Source organism: Clostridium sp. 1001271st1 H5 (assembly GCF_005845215.1).
Lineage (GTDB): Bacteria > Bacillota > Clostridia > Lachnospirales > Lachnospiraceae > Enterocloster.
Window position 1 is genome coordinate 345,487 of the sequence record NZ_SPHO01000003.1, and the last position, 17,274, is coordinate 362,760.

Here is a 17,274-nt window from a genome sequence, read left to right on the forward strand (position 1 = left end):
CTGGAGTGTGTGAAAAGGAGTTATTATGCCGGAATATTCCCTGCCTGTGGGCAACAAGGATTTGATTAATATTGCAAGAAGGGCCTTTAATCTGGTGGACCCAAGACTGATTGGACATGGAGCGCGTGTTTCCTATCTGGTGTTCCAGATGCTGAAGGAGGACGGCTCCTATACGCCGCTGGAGGCAAGGAACCTGTTGATTCTCGCTGCTCTTCATGATATCGGCGCATATAAAACCGACGAAATCGACAGGATGGTGGAGTTTGAGACAAAGGAAGTATGGAATCATTCCATTTACGGATATCTGTTTTTCCATTATTTTACCCCCTTTGGGGATTGGGCTTCCGTCATCCTGTATCACCATATGCCCTGGAACCGGCTGAGAAAGCTGGAGGATGTGCCTGAGAGAATCAGGGAGGCAGCCCAAATCATCAATCTGGCCGACCGGGCGGACATTTACTTTGGGTCATCGGGATACACAGGCGGGTACCAGCGGTTCGTGGAATTTTTGAGAAGGCAGGAAGGGCTGTCCTACAGCCCCAGGGCGGCTGAATTGTTCAGGCGCCTGGGACCGGAAGTCCTGGACCGTCTGGCTGTCCAGGGCCAGGATTACTGCCTGCCCGAAGAAGTGTCTGCCCAGTTTGACCGCGCCATGGAAGAAGAGCCTTTTTCAGAGGATGAGCGCAAGGCGCTTCTGCGGATGCTGACCTATGTTATTGACTTCAGAAGCCCCCATACAGTGACCCATACCATCACCACCACGGTCATCAGCAAGGAACTGGCGGTCCGTATCCTGGACAGCGACGATGAGGTCAGGGATGTGACCTGCGGCGCCATACTCCATGACCTGGGGAAAATAGGAATTCCGGTGGAGATACTGGAATATCCGGGTAAGCTGAGCCCTCAGGCCATGAGGGTCATGAGGACCCATGTGGATTTGACCGGGCATATACTGGGGGCCAGTGTGTCTGAGAGGGTAAAGAATATTGCCCTGCGCCACCATGAGAAGCTGGATGGTTCCGGTTACCCCCAGGGCTTGGCGGCTGAGTCCCTGGATACGCTCCAGAGGATTGTGGCGGTGGCTGATATCATAAGCGCCCTGACAGGAACCAGAAGCTATAAGGATGCATTTTCAAAGGAAAAGACAGTGTCCGTCCTGGAGGATATGGCGGGAAAGGGCCTGATAGATGCAGTCATTGTATCCATGTTTGTGGAGAATTACGATTCCATCATGGAAGCGGTCAGACTGCGCTCACGGCCTATCCTGGATAAATACCATGAGATGCAGCAGCAGTATCAGGTCCTGGCAGGTAAAATGAAGGGCTGGGATTGACCGGAAGTCTCCATGGAATCTTAAGGAAATGTATATTGACACAGCAGGTAAAACTGGATAAAGTAGGGTTATATAGGAACGGAAAAGGAGGAAATGTAATATGCTGCACATGAAGCGGAATTTAATGGTGGCCGCAGCAGGAGTATTGGCCGCCCTGATGGTGTTTCCTGCATACGGCGCCAGCCGTAAGCCCATTAAGTCCATAAACCTGACCATAAAAGCTGAGATAAAGCCGGATACGGATTTCGGAGACGAGCAGATAGAGATTGAGACCAGCAGTAATAAGTACTCTGTGGATGGCTACGACATTCTGAATGACGATGTGGAATGGCGGGAGGATACCATTCCCAGAATTCAGATTACCCTGACAGCCAACGATGATTATTATTTCCAGTCCCTTCCAAAGGATAAGGTGACCATAAAGGGCGGAGCTGAGTTTAAAAACTCCAAGCGGGAGGATTCCAGCACCACCCTGCTGATGGAGGTGGAGCTCCAGGCCCTGAACACCTCCCTTCATGATTTGGCCAATGTGGTCCTTACAGAGGAGGGAATAGCCGCCTGGGATGCCATACCGGCAGCGGGAAGCTATGAGGTACGCGTGTACAGGGACGACAAGGCGGTGGGAGCTGTCATGACGGTGAACACAAATACGTGCAACTGCCGTGAGCGCCTGCAGAAGGGCAATACAGCCTACACAGTCAGGGTGCGGCCTGTCAGCAAATTTGACAGCAAGGAAAAGGGAAACTGGACGGAATCTCCCAGCACCTACATACCGGAGGAAAAGGCGGCTCAATTCAGGGAGAATCCCACGGGAGGAAACGGGGAATGGGTACAGGCCGTTGAGAACGGAAGATGGTGGTACCGCAATGCAGACGGCAGCTATCCGGTCAGCAGCTGGCAGCAGATAGGCGATAAGTGGTATTTCTTTGACGCTGAGGGCTACATGGCGACCGGATGGGTACAGTGGGACGGTAAGGAGTACTACTGTGCTGACAACGGAGAGATGCTGACCAACTGTCTGACGCCGGATGCCTATCTGGTAGGGGAAGACGGGGCAAAGATTAACCAGTAAAACAACTGAACATGGAAGATATGGCGCTGTAGGAGTATAGGAATGTACTCCTACAGCTATTTTTGAGGTGATTGAGGTGATGCGTGGTGAATGAGGAAGAATGGAGAGAGCGTATACGCAGGGAGACAGACACCGGGTACTCCTACTGCCTGGCCAAGCGGATGGAGCAGTACCGGACCAATCCGGTGCTGGGATACAGAACCGCCGGGTCCGGGGCAGAGTTTGAGACAGGGGAGATGCTGGTCCGGGAGATGAAGTCCCTGGGACTTGCGGATGTACACAAGGACAGGATAACTGTGGACAGCTGGGAGTTTGAGAAGGCGGTGATGCAGTTTACGGACCGTGAGGGCAGGGACTATGAGTTCCAGTTAGGGGCTTACCAGACGGATTTCCATACCGGCGGATTCCGGGAATTCAGCCTGGTATACCTGGGAAAGGGTACTGCGGCGGATTACAGGAATGTGGATGCGGCAGGAAAGCTGGTTCTCATTGATATCAACCAGAGGGATGAGTGGTGGATTAATTATCCCGTGTACCAGGCCCGGCTGAAGGGGGCTGCCGCCCTGATTGCGGTCCAGGAACAGGGATATGGGGAGATACACGACACAGCCCTTAACGCCCAGGACATAGCGGGGCCTGCAGATGCGCCCGCCTTTTCCATGTCCCGTGCGGACGCTGCTGTGCTGAAGGCGGCCATGGGAAGGGAAAACCAGGTGCAGGTGCGCCTGGACGCCTCATCTACGGTGCTGAGGGACCAGGAGACGTATAACATTATAGGAACCATACCCGGGCCGGAGGAGGGAATGATTCTTCTGACAGCCCATTACGACTCCTATTTCAGCGGATTTCAGGACGACAACGCTGCGGTGGCCATGATGCTGGGCATAGCCAGGGCCGTGCTGCAATCAGGCTATAAGCCCAGGAAGACCCTTATATTCTGCGCTATGGCGGCAGAGGAATGGGGCGTGGTGAATTCCAAATACGACTGGTCCACCGGCGCCTATGAGCAGGTATTTACAGCCAGGCCCGACTGGGCGGGAAAGGTTATTGCGGACCTGAACTTTGAACTGCCGGCCCATGCCCATGGCAGGAAGGATGCTGTGCGGTGCGTGTATGAATATGCGGATTTTCTGGAGGACTTTTTAAAGCGTATGGGAATAAATGGGAGCACAAAAGCACAGGATGGAACGGCAGGTTCCCTGACCTGCCAGCCATACCCCGGAGGAGTGGAAGTGCTGAGTCCCATACAGACCTGGTCCGATGATTTCTCCATGGCCATTGGCGGGATACCCTCCATGGTCAACGATTTCAGCTCAGGGGAATTCATGGAGACGCATTACCATTCCCAGTACGACAATGAGAATTTTTATCAGGAACCGGTGTACCGGTTCCATCATGAGATGTATGCCGGTCTTGTCCTTGCTTTTGACAGGACAGCCGCGGTGCCTATGAATTTCTCAGGGCTGTTTGAGGGGGCCGGGCGCAGCGTTGACAGCAATGCCTGCCCTGGGTCAGAAGCAGACCGGCCCGGGCTGTTTTCCGCGCTGGAGCAGGCGTCGGCCGCAGGAAATGCGCTGTATGGAAGAATACGGGAAATCAACCGCGCATACGGCTGTCTGCTGGACCGGGGAGAGGAAGCAGCAGCCCTGAAACTGGCAGCCGGGTGCGCGCCCCTGAACCGGGCGCTTCTTCGCATCTTTAAAAAGGAACAGGATTACTTTGTGCGGCTGAGCTGGCACGATGACGTGCTCTTTCCGCAGCAGGCTGTCCAGGAAAATGTAAGGGCCATGGACAGGGCCATTGCCTGCCTTGAAAATCATGATTTGAGCGGCGCACTGGAGGCTGTGTATACCATAGACAACAACCGTTATGCATTTCTGTTTGATGAGGAAGTCTATACCTATTTTACGGAATACGTCCTGAACCAGCCTCCGGGCCGTCTGAAATGGGGGACGGGAAGGATTGTCCATCACCAGAACCTGTTTGGCCTGGTTGAGAGCCTGAAGGCCAAGGCGCTGCATGGAAAGACGGATACACAGGAAGAATACGCAGCCCTTGTCAGGGCGCGGCAGGACCAGCTTGGCTGTTATGAGGATGACATACGGTACATGACTGCATCCGCCTATAAGCTTCTGGAGGCCATAGGGCAGGCGGCACAGCTGGCGGATGCAGGTCTTATTACGGCTGGGCGCGGAGCCGGGGCATAATACGCGGCAGGAAAGTTATATACAAATGAGATTAAAATACAGGAGGAGTAACTGAGAGATGGAAAGCCCACAATTATACCGGGTCAAGGAGGAGGATTTGCCCAGATTGGAGGAACTTCTGACCGGGTGTTTTGAACACGACCCATTATACTGTAAACTGATTCCGGATGAGGAGATACGCAGACGGCTTCTGCCGGAGCTGTTTGCCTGTGACCTGACAGAATTCTACGAAACCTGCGAGATATACTCGGACAGCCCTGAGATGAATTCCCTGCTGGTTGTTTCCGATGAATCAGAGCCCTATAACCCTCTGACCTATTACCTGGCAGAGGCATGGGCTTCCCTGCGGACCGATGAGTTCCTGATTAAGGAGGACCCCAGCCTTAAGACCCTGTGGAAATTCATGCTGGGCAAGGATTATCTCAACTCCAGATGGACGGCCCAGCTCCACCGGACGGAACGGATTCACATTATCTATCTGGCTGTCCGGCCGGATATGCAGCACCACGGCCTGGCCGCCCTGCTGCTGGATGAGGTCATCCGGTATGCTGACCAGCACAAGCTTATGATATCCCTGGAGACTCATAATCCGGATAATGTGCCGCTGTATGAACACTTTGGGTTTAAGGTTTTCGGAGTATTGGAGAAGCACTTTGAGCTGAAACAGTATTGTCTGATTCGGGAGGTGTAAGGGCAGGGGGAACCGTTGCCCCATAACTTTTGTTTATGATAATAATTCCAAACTTGTATATTCCACTATGGCGAAATTCCGCTGGAAAGGTTGAAATACCTTTTCAAATGATATATGATTGAAAGAAATTATATTACTATGGGTAGATATAACCATAAAGAATAGAAGATAGGGGAGATATGCAACATGGATTATAATGTGACTGTGATTCCAGGTGATGGGATTGGACCGGAGATTGTGAGAGAGGCCAGGAAGGTGCTGGACCGGGTGGGAAAGGTGTACGGCCATTCGTTCGGCTATACGGAAATTCTGATGGGGGGATGCTCCATTGACGCCTATGGGGTTCCGCTGACAGAGGAGGCACTGGAGACAGCCGGGAAGAGCGATGCAGTGCTTCTGGGAGCGGTTGGCGGAGATGTGGGCAACTCTCGGTGGTATGATGTGGCGCCTAATCTCAGGCCGGAGGCAGGGCTTCTGGCTATCCGCAAGGGGCTGGGGCTGTTTGCCAATATCAGGCCGGCGTATCTCTATAAGGAGCTGGCGCAGGCATGCCCCCTGAAGAAGGAGATTATAGGGGATGGCTTTGATATGGTCATCATGAGGGAGCTTACGGGCGGCCTTTACTTTGGGGACAGGTATACCAGGGAAGTGGACGGCGTCATGACAGCCGTGGATACCCTTACATATAATGAAAATGAAATCAGAAGGATTGCCATTAAGGCCTTTGACATAGCCATGAAGCGCAGGAAGAAGGTGACCAGCGTGGATAAGGCGAATGTCCTTGATTCTTCCAGGTTATGGAGGAAGGTAGTGGAGGAAGTGGCCGGGGATTATCCGGAGGTGGAGCTGTCGCATATGCTGGTGGATAACTGCGCCATGCAGCTGGTTATGAATCCCGGACAGTTTGATGTGATTCTCACGGAGAACATGTTTGGGGACATCCTTTCAGATGAGGCCAGCATGATTACAGGCTCCATCGGAATGCTGTCCTCCGCCAGCATGAATGAGAGCAAATTCGGCCTCTATGAGCCAAGCCATGGCTCTGCGCCTGATATTGCGGGCAAGGATATGGCAAATCCCATTGCCACCATTCTTTCAGCCGCCATGCTGCTCCGCTATTCCTTTGATTTGGACCGTGAGGCGGATGCGGTTGAGAAGGCAGTGCAGGCAGTGCTGACCCAGGGATACCGCACCGGCGACATCATGTCGGAGGGATGCACCAAGGTGGGAACCTGTAAAATGGGTGATTTGATTGCGGAACAGATTGGATAATTTGGATTTAGATGAAAGGGGATAGGACATGAAAAGTGATGCAGTTAAGACAGGTATGCAGCAGGCGCCCCACAGGTCCCTGTTTAATGCGCTTGGTATGACAGAGGAAGAGATGAGGAAGCCTCTGGTGGGTATAGTTAGTTCCTATAATGAGATAGTTCCGGGGCACATGAACCTGGATAAGATTGTGGATGCAGTGAAGCTGGGCGTTGCCATGGCCGGCGGTACTCCGGTGGTGTTTCCGGCCATTGCTGTCTGCGACGGTATTGCCATGGGACACATTGGTATGAAGTATTCCCTTGTAACCAGGGATTTGATTGCGGATTCAACGGAGTGCATGGCCCTGGCCCATCAGTTTGACGCCCTGGTCATGGTTCCGAACTGTGATAAAAATGTTCCTGGGCTGCTGATGGCTGCGGCCAGGATTAATGTGCCGACCGTGTTTGTAAGCGGCGGTCCCATGCTGGCCGGCCATGTGAAGGGGCACAAGACCAGTCTTTCCAGTATGTTTGAGGCAGTGGGCGCCTATGCGGCTGGCAATATGTCAGAGGAGGACGTGAAGGAGTTTGAGGCAAAGGCATGTCCTACCTGCGGTTCCTGTTCCGGTATGTATACGGCCAACAGCATGAATTGTCTCACCGAGGTCCTGGGCATGGGACTTAAGGGAAATGGCACGATTCCCGCTGTTTATTCCGAGCGCATCAAGCTGGCTAAACATGCAGGCATGAAGGTGATGGAGATGTATGAGAAAAACATACGCCCCAGGGATATCATGACAAAGGAAGCATTTATGAATGCCCTGACCATGGATATGGCATTGGGATGCTCCACCAACAGCATGCTTCATCTTCCGGCCATTGCCCATGAGGCAGGCGTGGAGCTGAATGTGGATATTGCCAATGAAATCAGCGCGAGAACCCCCAACCTGTGCCATCTGGCGCCGGCAGGACCCACCTACATAGAGGATTTAAACGAGGCGGGGGGAATATATGCGGTAATGAAGGAAATCAGCAAGAAGGGACTTCTGAACCTGGACTGCATGACTGTCACGGGAAGAACCGTGGGAGAGAATATAAAGGACTGCGTCAACAAGAACCCGGAGGTCATCCGTCCGGCGGAGAATCCATACAGCCAGACCGGCGGCATTGCCATCTTAAAGGGCAATCTGGCCCCGGACTCCGCAGTGGTGAAACGCTCTGCGGTTGCGCCTGAGATGCTGAAGCATGAGGGACCCGCCAGGGTATTTGACTGCGAGGAGGACGCCATTGACGCCATTAAGGGCGGCAGGATTGTGGCAGGGGATGTGGTGGTCATCCGCTACGAAGGGCCTAAGGGAGGCCCGGGCATGAGGGAGATGTTAAATCCAACCTCAGCCATTGCAGGTATGGGACTGGGTTCCTCGGTTGCCCTGATTACGGACGGACGTTTCTCCGGCGCTTCCAGAGGCGCTTCCATCGGCCACGCCTCACCTGAGGCAGCGGTGGGCGGACCCATTGCCCTGGTGGAAGAAGGGGATATCATCTCCATTGATATAGACAATCATAAGCTGGACGTGCTGGTATCCGACCAGGAGATGGCAGCCAGGAAGGCCAGGTGGCAGCCGCGCACACCGCAGGTTACCACCGGCTACCTGGCAAGATATGCTTCCCTGGTTACTTCCGCTGACAAGGGAGCTGTGCTGCAGGTAAAATAGGTTTCGCGGCCAGTGGTACCGGGCTGTCCGGCAGTGCCGGCAGGGCCGCGCATCATGAAATAACATGAAGAAAAGGAGTGCAGTATATATGAGCAAATTGACGGGGGCAGAGATTGTAGTTGAATGTTTGAAGGAACAGGGTGTGGACACCGTTTTCGGTTATCCGGGCGGCGCTATCCTGAATATATATGATGCATTGTACCAGCACCAGGATGAAATCACCCACATCCTGACATCCCATGAGCAGGGGGCTTCCCATGCAGCTGACGGCTACGCAAGGGCCACCGGCAAGGTGGGCGTGTGCCTGGCCACATCCGGTCCCGGCGCGACCAACCTGGTGACAGGTATCGCTACCGCTTATATGGATTCCGTGCCCGTGGTGGCCATTACCTGTAACGTGACCAACAGCCTGCTGGGCAAGGACAGTTTCCAGGAAATCGATATTACGGGCGTGACCATGCCCATTACAAAGTATAATTTCATTGTCAAGGATGTGAACCGTCTGGCAAAGGTAATCCGCAGGGCCTTTACCATAGCCCAGACAGGACGTCCGGGTCCTGTGCTGGTGGATATCACCAAGGATGTGACAGCTGCGCTCTGTGAGTATGAGAAGCAGGTACCGGAGGAAATCGTGCGTCAGAGCGACACCATCACAGAGCAGGATATGGACCGGGCTGTGGAGATGATACGAAAGGCAGCAAAGCCCTTTATCTTTGTCGGCGGCGGCGCTGTGCTGTCCAATGCATCCGACGAACTGAGGGCATTTGCCCATAAGATTCAGGCGCCGGTGGCAGACAGCCTTATGGGAAAGGGTGCTTTTGACGGGGCCGATGAGCTGTACACAGGCATGGTGGGCATGCACGGCACCAAGACCTCCAACTTCGGCATAACCGAGGCCGACCTGCTGATTGTGGTGGGTGCCAGGTTCAGCGACCGTGTGACCGGCAATGCCTCCAAGTTTGCAAAGAATGCAAAGATTCTCCAGCTGGATATTGACCCGGCTGAGATTAACAAGAATATTAAGGTGGACGCCAGTATCATCGGCGACGTAAAGGTTATCCTGCGCAAGCTCAACGCCAGGCTGGACCCGGTGAACCACGACGAGTGGATTGCCCACATTGAGCGAATGAAGGATATGTATCCCCTGCGCTATGATAAGAATGTGCTCACAGGACCGTTCATTGTACAGACCATCAATGAGGTGACCGGAGGGGACGCAGTCATTGTCACCGAGGTGGGACAGCATCAGATGTGGGCGGCCCAGTACTACCAGTACCGCCAGCCCCGCACCCTCCTCACTTCGGGAGGACTGGGAACCATGGGATACGGCCTGGGCGCTGCCATCGGCGCAAAGATGGGATGCAGGGACAAGACGGTTATCAATATTGCCGGAGACGGGTGTTTCCGCATGAACATGAATGAAATTGCAACGGCCACCCGGTACAATATCCCGGTGGTGGAGGTCATTGTAAACAATCATGTGCTGGGCATGGTACGCCAGTGGCAGACCCTGTTTTACGGCAAGCGCTATTCCCAGACCATACTGAATGACTCAGTGGACTTTGTGAAGATAGCAGAGGCCATGGGAGCCAGGGCTTACCGCGTGACCCAGAAGGAGGAGCTGGAGCCTGTGCTCAGGGAGGCTATCTCGTTAAACATACCTGTGGTCATTGACTGTCAGATTAGCTGCGATGATAAGGTATTCCCCATGGTATCGCCGGGTGCGCCGATTGCAGATGCTTTTGACGATACGGACTTGAAAATTAATTAAAAACAGTGTATAGTAGTCTTTAATATCTTGGCTGCGTTATCAGATTAGCTTGATAAAGTGCCTGGACAGGTGGGACAGATATACGATGTAGTATACAGTCAGGTGACTTCTCTGTATGCGGTATGGCGTGATATTGTGCCTGGTTCCGCATATGGAGGAGTCCTCTGTGTATATATATTAAAGAGGATATGTGCAGCAAGTACAACCATTTAAGGAGGAGAGCGAGATGAGCAGAGTTTACAATTTTTCAGCAGGACCGGCTGTTTTGCCGGAGGACGTTCTGAAGGAAGCCGCAGCAGAAATGCTGGATTACAGGGGAACAGGAATGTCAGTGATGGAGATGAGTCACCGGTCAAAGGCCTATGACACCATCATAAAGGAAGCTGAATCAGACCTGCGGGTTCTTTTACATATTCCGGATAATTATAAGGTGCTGTTCCTTCAGGGAGGCGCATCCCAGCAGTTTGCCATGGTGCCCATGAACCTGATGAAGAATAAGGTGGCGGATTACATCCTTACCGGACAGTGGGCTAAGAAGGCTTACCAGGAGGGCGGCATTTACGGAAAGGCCAATGCCATTGCATCCAGTGCTGACAAGACCTTCAGCTATATTCCGGACTGCTCCGACCTGCCTGTATCCGAGGATGCAGACTACGTGTATATCTGTGAGAACAACACTATTTACGGCACCAAGTACTGGAATCTTCCCAACACAAAGGGAAAGCTTCTGGTGGCTGACCAGTCCTCATGTTTCTTGTCCGAGCCTGTGGATGTGACAAAATACGGCCTGATTTTCGCAGGCGCCCAGAAGAATGTGGGACCGGCGGGAACCGTTATCGTGATTGTGAGGGAGGACCTGGTGACAGAGGATGTGCTGCCCCAAACCCCCACCATGCTCCGCTACAAGACCCATGCGGACGCGGAGTCACTGTACAATACACCGCCTACATACGGTATTTATATGTGCGGAAAGGTATTCAAGTGGCTGAAGGCCAGAGGCGGCCTTGAAGCCATGAAGGAATACAACGAAAAGAAAGCTAAAATCCTCTATGATTTCCTGGATGAAAGCCGGTTGTTTAAGGGGACTGTGGTTAAGAAGGACCGTTCCCTGATGAACGTGCCCTTCGTGACAGGAGATGAGGAACTGGATGCCCTGTTCGTGAAGGAGTCAAAGGCAGCAGGCTTTGAAAATCTGAAGGGACACAGGACCGTGGGCGGCATGCGCGCCAGCATCTATAATGCAATGCCTGCGGAGGGCGTGGAGAAGCTGGTGGAATTCATGGCTGACTTCGAGAAGAAGCACAGGAAATAAAAGTCTTGGGAAAATAGAGGAGAGTTGGTTGATTATGAAAAAAATTCATTGCTTGAACCCGATTGCAAAGTGCGGCACGGAGTTGTTTCCGGCCGGCTACGAGATGACAGACAACATGGCGGAGGCTGACGCTGTTCTGGTGCGCAGCGCTTCCATGCATGATACGGAGCTTCCGGAAAACCTGCTGGCAGTGGGCCGCGCGGGCGCCGGTGTCAACAATATTCCGCTGGATACCTGCGCGCAGAAGGGTATCGTTGTATTCAATACACCGGGAGCCAATGCCAACGGCGTAAAGGAGCTGGTGATTGCAGGTATGCTCATGGCATCCCGTGACATTGTGGGCGGCATCGAGTGGTGCAAGGCCAATGCGGAGGATGACAACATCACCAAGGATACAGAGAAGAGCAAGAAGGCATTTGCGGGCTGTGAGATTAAGGGCAAGAAGCTGGGCGTCATCGGCCTGGGAGCCATCGGCGCAGAGGTTGCCAATGCAGCCACCCATCTGGGAATGGAGGTATACGGATATGACCCGTATATTTCGATTAATGCAGCCTGGAGACTGTCCAGAAATGTAAAGCATATTACCAATGCGGACATCATTTTCCAGGAATGCGATTATATCACTATCCATGTGCCCCTTATGGATTCCACCAGGGGAATGATTAACAAGGAAAAACTGGCTATCATGAAGGATGGGGTTGTAATCCTAAACTTCTCCAGGGATACCCTGGTCAATGACGACGATATGGCGGCTGCCCTGGATGCAGGTAAGGTGCGCTATTATGTCAGCGATTTCCCCAATCCAAAGGTTGCCAACATGGAAAGGGTCATCCTGCTTCCCCATCTGGGCGCTTCCACAAAGGAGTCTGAGGACAACTGCGCCATTATGGCGGTGAAGGAGCTGACCGATTACCTGGAAAACGGTAACATCAAGAACTCCGTCAACTTTCCCTCCTGTGACATGGGCATGTGCCAGGCAGAATGCCGGGTGGCTGTGCTTCATATGAATATTCCCAATATGATTGGACAGATTACGGCAATCCTGGCGGAACAGGGCATGAACATTTCCGACATGACCAATAAGAGCCGGGATAAGTATGCGTACACACTTCTGGATTTGGAACACAAGGCAGAGGATTCCACCATCCAGAAACTGAACACCATCAAAGGCGTGCTCAGGGTGCGTGTGGTGAAATAACCGCGGTCCGGACATGAACGGGCATGGGTTGTGACAAACGGATTTCAGACAGGAGAGAAAAGATGGCAGTTGTAAAACCATTTATTTGTATCAGGCCGTCGGCGGATAAGGCTGCCAGGGTAGCGGCCCTGCCTTATGACGTGTATAACCGGAAGGAGGCCTGTGAGGCCGTGAAGGGAAATCCCCTTTCCTTCCTGAACATTGACCGGGCCGAGACTCAGTTTGCGGATGATGTGGACACCTATGACAGCCGCGTCTATGACAAGGCCAGGGAACTGCTGGACTGTCAGATTGAGGAAGGGGTCTATGTGACGGATCCTGAGGAAAATTACTATCTCTATGAACTCACCATGGAGGGCAGGAGCCAGACCGGCATTGTGGCCTGCTGCTCCATTGATGATTATGTGGGCGGTGTGGTGAAGAAACATGAGAATACCAGGGAGGATAAGGAACTGGACCGCATCCGCCATGTGGATACCACCAACGCCCACACAGGCCCCATTTTCCTGGCTTACAGGCAGAACCAGGAACTGAAGGACCTGGTGGCCCGGGTGAAGGAGGATGCGCCTCTGTATGACTTCGTGTCAGAGGACGGAATCCGCCACAGGGTGTGGATGATTGGCGCCAGGAACCTGGTGCAGGCTGTGGAGGATGCATTTGCGGCAATACCGGCCACCTACATTGCAGACGGCCACCACAGGGCTGCGTCGGCTGTAAAGGTGGGGCTTAAGCGGAGGGAAGAGAATCCGGATTATACGGGAAGGGAACCCTTCAACTACTTCCTGTCCGTATTGTTTCCTGACGAGGAGCTGAAGATTCTGCCCTACAACCGGGTAGTGAAGGATTTAAACGGTCTGGGTCAGGATGCGTTCCTGGCTGCTGTCTCAGAGCGCTTTGAGCTTACTGAATGCAAAGAATCCGGGGAGGCTGCGTCCGGGCCAAGTGAAAAAGGCACGTTCGGCATGTTCCTTGGGGATACATGGCACAGCCTCAGGATAAAGCCTGAGTTTGAGAGCAGCGACCCGGTGAAGGGACTGGATGTGTCCATCCTTCAGGACCAGCTTCTGGGACCGGTTCTGGGAATCGGGGACCCCAGGGTTGATAAGCGGGTTGATTTTATCGGAGGAATCAGAGGGCTTAAGGAATTGGAACGCAGGGTGCATGAGGACATGGAAGTGGCCTTTTCCATGTATCCCACTTCCATAGAAGAACTGTTATCAGTGGCTGACGCAGGTCTTCTCATGCCTCCCAAGTCCACCTGGTTTGAGCCAAAGCTTCGGAGCGGGCTGTTTATACACAGGCTGGGCTGAGGACTGATGCAATGAATAGAGTAAGAGGGCTGCGGCACCTGATTTGGATGGTGACGCAGCCCTCTTTTGATTTGTGCATTTATGTTGCTTCCAGCTGTTTTCCAAATCCTTGCAAAGATTTTACAGAATTCATCTTCCGGAATTTACATTCAATCTTTAAGATTAAGGACATACCACGGAATGATTAGGAGGAAACGGAGAAATGAAAAGAAGTGTGAAATCAATGACAGCACTGGTCCTGGCAGCTGCAATGGCTGTGTTATCCGGCTGCGGCGCAGCCGCAACGGGAAGCAGCACCCAGGACGCCGCAGGCTCATCCCCGGCACAGGCCGGAGCAGAGGCGGGAAACCAGGCCGGGAACGGAACAGGAACCGGTGCGGATGGAAACAGCTCATCCGATGGAAAGACAGTTATCGAATACTGGCACTGCAATGCAGAAACCCAGGGAGGATTGGTGGTAGACGAGCTGGTTAAGCAGTTTAACGAAAGCAACGACCATATCCAGGTAGTGGCAAAGTACAATCCGGACATGTATAAGGGGCTGATGCAGAACCTTCAGGCAGAGGCTGCCGCGGGCCGTTCCCCGGCGCTGGTGCAGATTGGCTGGGCGTTTCTGGATTACTTTTCCAATAACTTTTCCTATGTGTCCCCTCAGGATGCCATCGACAGGTTCGATAAGGAGGATGCCGGTTTCCTAAAGGACAAATTCCTTCCCAATGTACTGGGGCTGGCCGTAAACAGCGAAGGCTCACAGGTGGGCATTCCTTATTCCTTAAGCAATCCGGTGCTTTATATCAATAAGGATATTTTAAGGGAGGCAGGACTTCCGGAAGAAGGCCCGGCTACCTGGCAGGAGGTCAGGGAGTTTGCAAAGACCATTAAGGAAAAGACCGGAAAGTACGGCTTTTATATGCAGGAGCCTGCGGATTTCTGGGCGCAGCAGGGACTGATTGAGAGCAGCGGCGCAAAGATGCTGATTGCCAATGCAGAGGGCAAAAAGGAGGCTGCCTTTGCCACGGAGGACGCAATTGCGGCCATGCAGCTGATGGCTGACATGGTGAAGGACCAGACAGCCTTACATATCTCCTGGGAGGAGGGATGCCAGAGCTTTATTGACGGCAACTGCGCCATGCTCTACACCACCATCGCCAGAAGGGCTTCCGTGCAGAAGGGCGCGCAGTTTGACGTTGCAACCGTAAAGTCCCCTCTGTGGAATGACAGGGAGCGCATGGTTCCGGCAGGCGGATGCTTCCTGGCCATCACGGCCCAGGGCGACGACCAGGTCAAGGCAGCGTGGGAATTTGAAAAGTTCCTCTACAGCGTGGAGTCTATGGCAGCCTGGACAGAGGGGACCGGCTATGTGCCGCCCAGAAAGGATGTGGCTGAGGCTGAGAACGGACTTAAGACATTTCTGGCTGAAAACAAGATGATGAACGCAGCCATTGAACAGATGGACGGAGTGGTACCCTGGACCGCGTTTCCGGGAGATGCAGGCCTTCAGGCAGAGCAGATGCTCCTTGATATGAGGGACCAGATTCTGGGCGGACAGGTGACGGCAGAGCAGGGCATGAAGGCAGCACAGGATGCCATCAACCAGCTGCTGGCAGTACAGTAACGGGCCGGCATACAGCCATTTACAATAAATCGGAGCGGGTATCCCCGGAATACATATGGGGGTACCTGTCTCTTTATGGAGGTAAAAGCAGATTGAATCAGGAAGAAAAAAAGCAGACATTACTGGGATACCTCTTCCTTGTGCCATCCCTGGCAGTGTTTGCAGTATTCATGTTTTATCCATTGTTTTATACAATCTATCTCAGCTTTTTTGAGTGGAATATGGTGAAGCCGGTGAAGAAGTTTGTGGGGCTGGCCAACTATACGGCTATTTTTAAGGACCCGAATTCCTGGAAGATTGCAGGCAATACGGTTGTCTATATCCTTGTGCTGCTGGTATTGAATTTTGTTCTGCCCTACATTCTTTCCTTTATCCTGTCGGCGGTGATTAGGAAGGGACAGGGCTTTTATAAGGCAGTGTTTTTCCTGCCCAGCGTCATATCTCTGGTGGTGGGGTCCATTCTGTATATCTGGATTCTGAATCCGATTTCCTGCCCGGCGGCCCTGGTGCTCAAATACGTTGGCCTGTCCCTTCCCTTCTGGTCAAAGACAGAGGGGTGGGTCATTGCGGTGCTGAGCGTAATCACCTCCTGGAAGGTATTCGGCTATAATTTTATTATCATCCTGGCCGGTGTGTCGGGGGTATCCTCAGAGGTCATTGAGGCGGCCAGGCTGGACAATATTCCTCTGTGGAAAATATTCCGGGACATGGTGGTTCCCATGAGCTCGGCCACCGGAATCTACGTGTTTATCACCACCATCGTACAGGGACTTCAGTATGTGTTCACTCCCATCAAGGTAGTGACCCAGGGCGGTCCCAACTACGCCAGCTCCAACCTGATATACATGTCCTACCATGAGGCGTTTACCCTGTACCGCACCGGCACCTCGTCAGCCGTGTCGGTGATTACCATGGTGCTGTTCATCGCACTGCTGCTTCTGGAATTCCGGTTTGTGGAAAAGGGGGTATATTATGAAAATTAAAGAAATGCAGCCAGGGTGGCACCTGCTTCTCCTGTGCGCCGTGTTCCTTCTCCTGATGCCCATTGTATTTGCCGTGTCCAACTCCTTTAAGACCATGCAGGACGCCTTTAATACAGTGTTCCAGATTATTCCGGCCAGGCCCACGGTGCAGAATTACATCCATGTATTCAGCAGGCTGCCTTTTTTAAGGATAACAATGAACACCTTTTTGATTGCTGCCACTGTAACTGTTTTTAAGACCGTCACCAGCCTGTTTGCAGCCTATTCCTTTGTGTATTTTGATTTTAAGGGCAAGGGAATCCTGTACTTCATCATGCTGGCCACCATGTTTATTCCTTTTACCGTTACCATGATTCCTAACTATCTGATGATTTCCGGAATGGGTCTCAGTGATAAGATATGGGGCGTGGCCCTGCCCCAGCTGGCGGATGTGCTGGGAATCTTCCTTTTGCGCCAGTCCATGCGGGGAATCCCCAGGGCGCTTATTGAGGCGGCCAGGATGGAAAATGTGAAGAATCTGAAAATCATGAGGGATATCATCATCCCATTGGTACGGCCTTCCATCATTTCCACGGGAATTATTTTCTTCATCAATTCCTGGAATGAATATGTGTGGCCGGTTCTCATACTGAAAAGCAAGGAGAATTATACCCTGTCCCTGGCCCTGCAGATGTATATAAGCGCAGAGGGAGGGACGGAGTTTACCATAGCTATGGCTGTTTCTGTCATGACCATGATTATACCTCTGGGTCTGTACATCCTGTTCCAGCGGTATATCATCAATACCTTTGCCATGTCGGGCATCAAAGGTTAAGGG

At 52.7% G+C, this 17,274-nt stretch carries 13 protein-coding genes; all 13 read left to right on the top strand.

Translation table 11 applies throughout. From position 1 onward, the window contains the following. Positions 1-25 precede the first annotated feature (25 nt). The 13 genes from FGS84_RS06590 (at position 26) to FGS84_RS06650 (ending at position 17,271) form a co-directional block, all read left to right on the top strand. Positions 26-1,333, top strand: a complete 1,308-nt coding sequence (locus tag FGS84_RS06590) for an HD domain-containing phosphohydrolase (RefSeq protein ID WP_138306878.1) — start codon at positions 26-28, stop codon at positions 1,331-1,333. A 109-nt stretch (positions 1,334-1,442) separates the two neighbouring features. Then, a complete protein-coding gene (locus tag FGS84_RS06595) occupies positions 1,443-2,405 on the top strand; it encodes a hypothetical protein (protein WP_243129877.1) in 963 nt (320 codons plus the stop codon). 86 nt (positions 2,406-2,491) lie between these two features. Next, positions 2,492-4,612, top strand: a complete 2,121-nt coding sequence (locus FGS84_RS06600; RefSeq protein WP_138306880.1) for a M28 family peptidase — start codon at positions 2,492-2,494, stop codon at positions 4,610-4,612. A 58-nt stretch (positions 4,613-4,670) separates the two neighbouring features. Beyond that, positions 4,671-5,303 (top strand): GNAT family N-acetyltransferase, encoded by a 633-nt coding sequence (locus tag FGS84_RS06605; protein WP_138306881.1) that lies wholly within the window; start codon positions 4,671-4,673, stop codon positions 5,301-5,303. Between the two features lie 186 nt (positions 5,304-5,489). Continuing rightward, on the top strand, positions 5,490-6,575 hold the full coding sequence (leuB, locus tag FGS84_RS06610) for a 3-isopropylmalate dehydrogenase (protein ID WP_138306882.1): 1,086 nt from the start codon (positions 5,490-5,492) through the stop codon (positions 6,573-6,575). Between the two features lie 28 nt (positions 6,576-6,603). After that, on the top strand, positions 6,604-8,268 hold the full coding sequence (gene ilvD, locus FGS84_RS06615) for a dihydroxy-acid dehydratase (protein ID WP_138306883.1): 1,665 nt from the start codon (positions 6,604-6,606) through the stop codon (positions 8,266-8,268). Positions 8,269-8,356: 88 nt separating this feature from the next. Then, positions 8,357-10,039 (top strand): biosynthetic-type acetolactate synthase large subunit, encoded by a 1,683-nt coding sequence (ilvB, locus tag FGS84_RS06620; RefSeq protein WP_138306884.1) that lies wholly within the window; start codon positions 8,357-8,359, stop codon positions 10,037-10,039. Between the two features lie 226 nt (positions 10,040-10,265). After that, entirely contained in the window at positions 10,266-11,351 is a 1,086-nt protein-coding gene (gene serC, locus FGS84_RS06625; RefSeq protein ID WP_138306885.1) for a 3-phosphoserine/phosphohydroxythreonine transaminase, read from the top strand. A 34-nt stretch (positions 11,352-11,385) separates the two neighbouring features. Further along, complete coding sequence (locus FGS84_RS06630) at positions 11,386-12,549, top strand: phosphoglycerate dehydrogenase (protein WP_138306886.1); 1,164 nt, start codon at positions 11,386-11,388, stop codon at positions 12,547-12,549. Positions 12,550-12,611: 62 nt separating this feature from the next. Beyond that, positions 12,612-13,859: a DUF1015 family protein gene (locus FGS84_RS06635; protein WP_138306887.1), complete on the top strand. Its 1,248-nt coding sequence runs from the start codon at positions 12,612-12,614 to the stop codon at positions 13,857-13,859. 202 nt (positions 13,860-14,061) lie between these two features. Continuing rightward, positions 14,062-15,474, top strand: coding sequence for an ABC transporter substrate-binding protein (locus FGS84_RS06640; RefSeq protein ID WP_138306888.1), 1,413 nt, complete (start codon positions 14,062-14,064; stop codon positions 15,472-15,474). A gap of 92 nt (positions 15,475-15,566) precedes the next feature. Next, the gene (locus FGS84_RS06645) at positions 15,567-16,457 is read left to right on the top strand and encodes a sugar ABC transporter permease (protein ID WP_138306889.1); all 891 of its coding nucleotides are present in this window, start codon (positions 15,567-15,569) and stop codon (positions 16,455-16,457) included. Next, the gene (locus FGS84_RS06650) at positions 16,447-17,271 is read left to right on the top strand and encodes a carbohydrate ABC transporter permease (protein ID WP_138306890.1); all 825 of its coding nucleotides are present in this window, start codon (positions 16,447-16,449) and stop codon (positions 17,269-17,271) included. The genes FGS84_RS06645 and FGS84_RS06650 overlap by 11 nt, the downstream gene beginning before the upstream one ends. Positions 17,272-17,274: the final 3 nt, after the last annotated feature.

What these genes read in the sequence shown, in the direction of transcription:
- leuB (WP_138306882.1), top strand. Translation starts at nt 5,490, where the DNA reads ATGGATTATAATGTGACTGTGATTCCAGGTGATGGGATTGGACCGGAG.
- FGS84_RS06605 (WP_138306881.1), top strand. Translation starts at nt 4,671, where the DNA reads ATGGAAAGCCCACAATTATACCGGGTCAAGGAGGAGGATTTGCCCAGA.
- FGS84_RS06630 (WP_138306886.1), top strand. Translation starts at nt 11,386, where the DNA reads ATGAAAAAAATTCATTGCTTGAACCCGATTGCAAAGTGCGGCACGGAG.
- FGS84_RS06640 (WP_138306888.1), top strand. Translation starts at nt 14,062, where the DNA reads ATGAAAAGAAGTGTGAAATCAATGACAGCACTGGTCCTGGCAGCTGCA.
- ilvB (WP_138306884.1), top strand. Translation starts at nt 8,357, where the DNA reads ATGAGCAAATTGACGGGGGCAGAGATTGTAGTTGAATGTTTGAAGGAA.
- FGS84_RS06635 (WP_138306887.1), top strand. Translation starts at nt 12,612, where the DNA reads ATGGCAGTTGTAAAACCATTTATTTGTATCAGGCCGTCGGCGGATAAG.
- ilvD (WP_138306883.1), top strand. Translation starts at nt 6,604, where the DNA reads ATGAAAAGTGATGCAGTTAAGACAGGTATGCAGCAGGCGCCCCACAGG.
- FGS84_RS06650 (WP_138306890.1), top strand. Translation starts at nt 16,447, where the DNA reads ATGAAAATTAAAGAAATGCAGCCAGGGTGGCACCTGCTTCTCCTGTGC.
- serC (WP_138306885.1), top strand. Translation starts at nt 10,266, where the DNA reads ATGAGCAGAGTTTACAATTTTTCAGCAGGACCGGCTGTTTTGCCGGAG.
- FGS84_RS06595 (WP_243129877.1), top strand. Translation starts at nt 1,443, where the DNA reads ATGAAGCGGAATTTAATGGTGGCCGCAGCAGGAGTATTGGCCGCCCTG.
- FGS84_RS06590 (WP_138306878.1), top strand. Translation starts at nt 26, where the DNA reads ATGCCGGAATATTCCCTGCCTGTGGGCAACAAGGATTTGATTAATATT.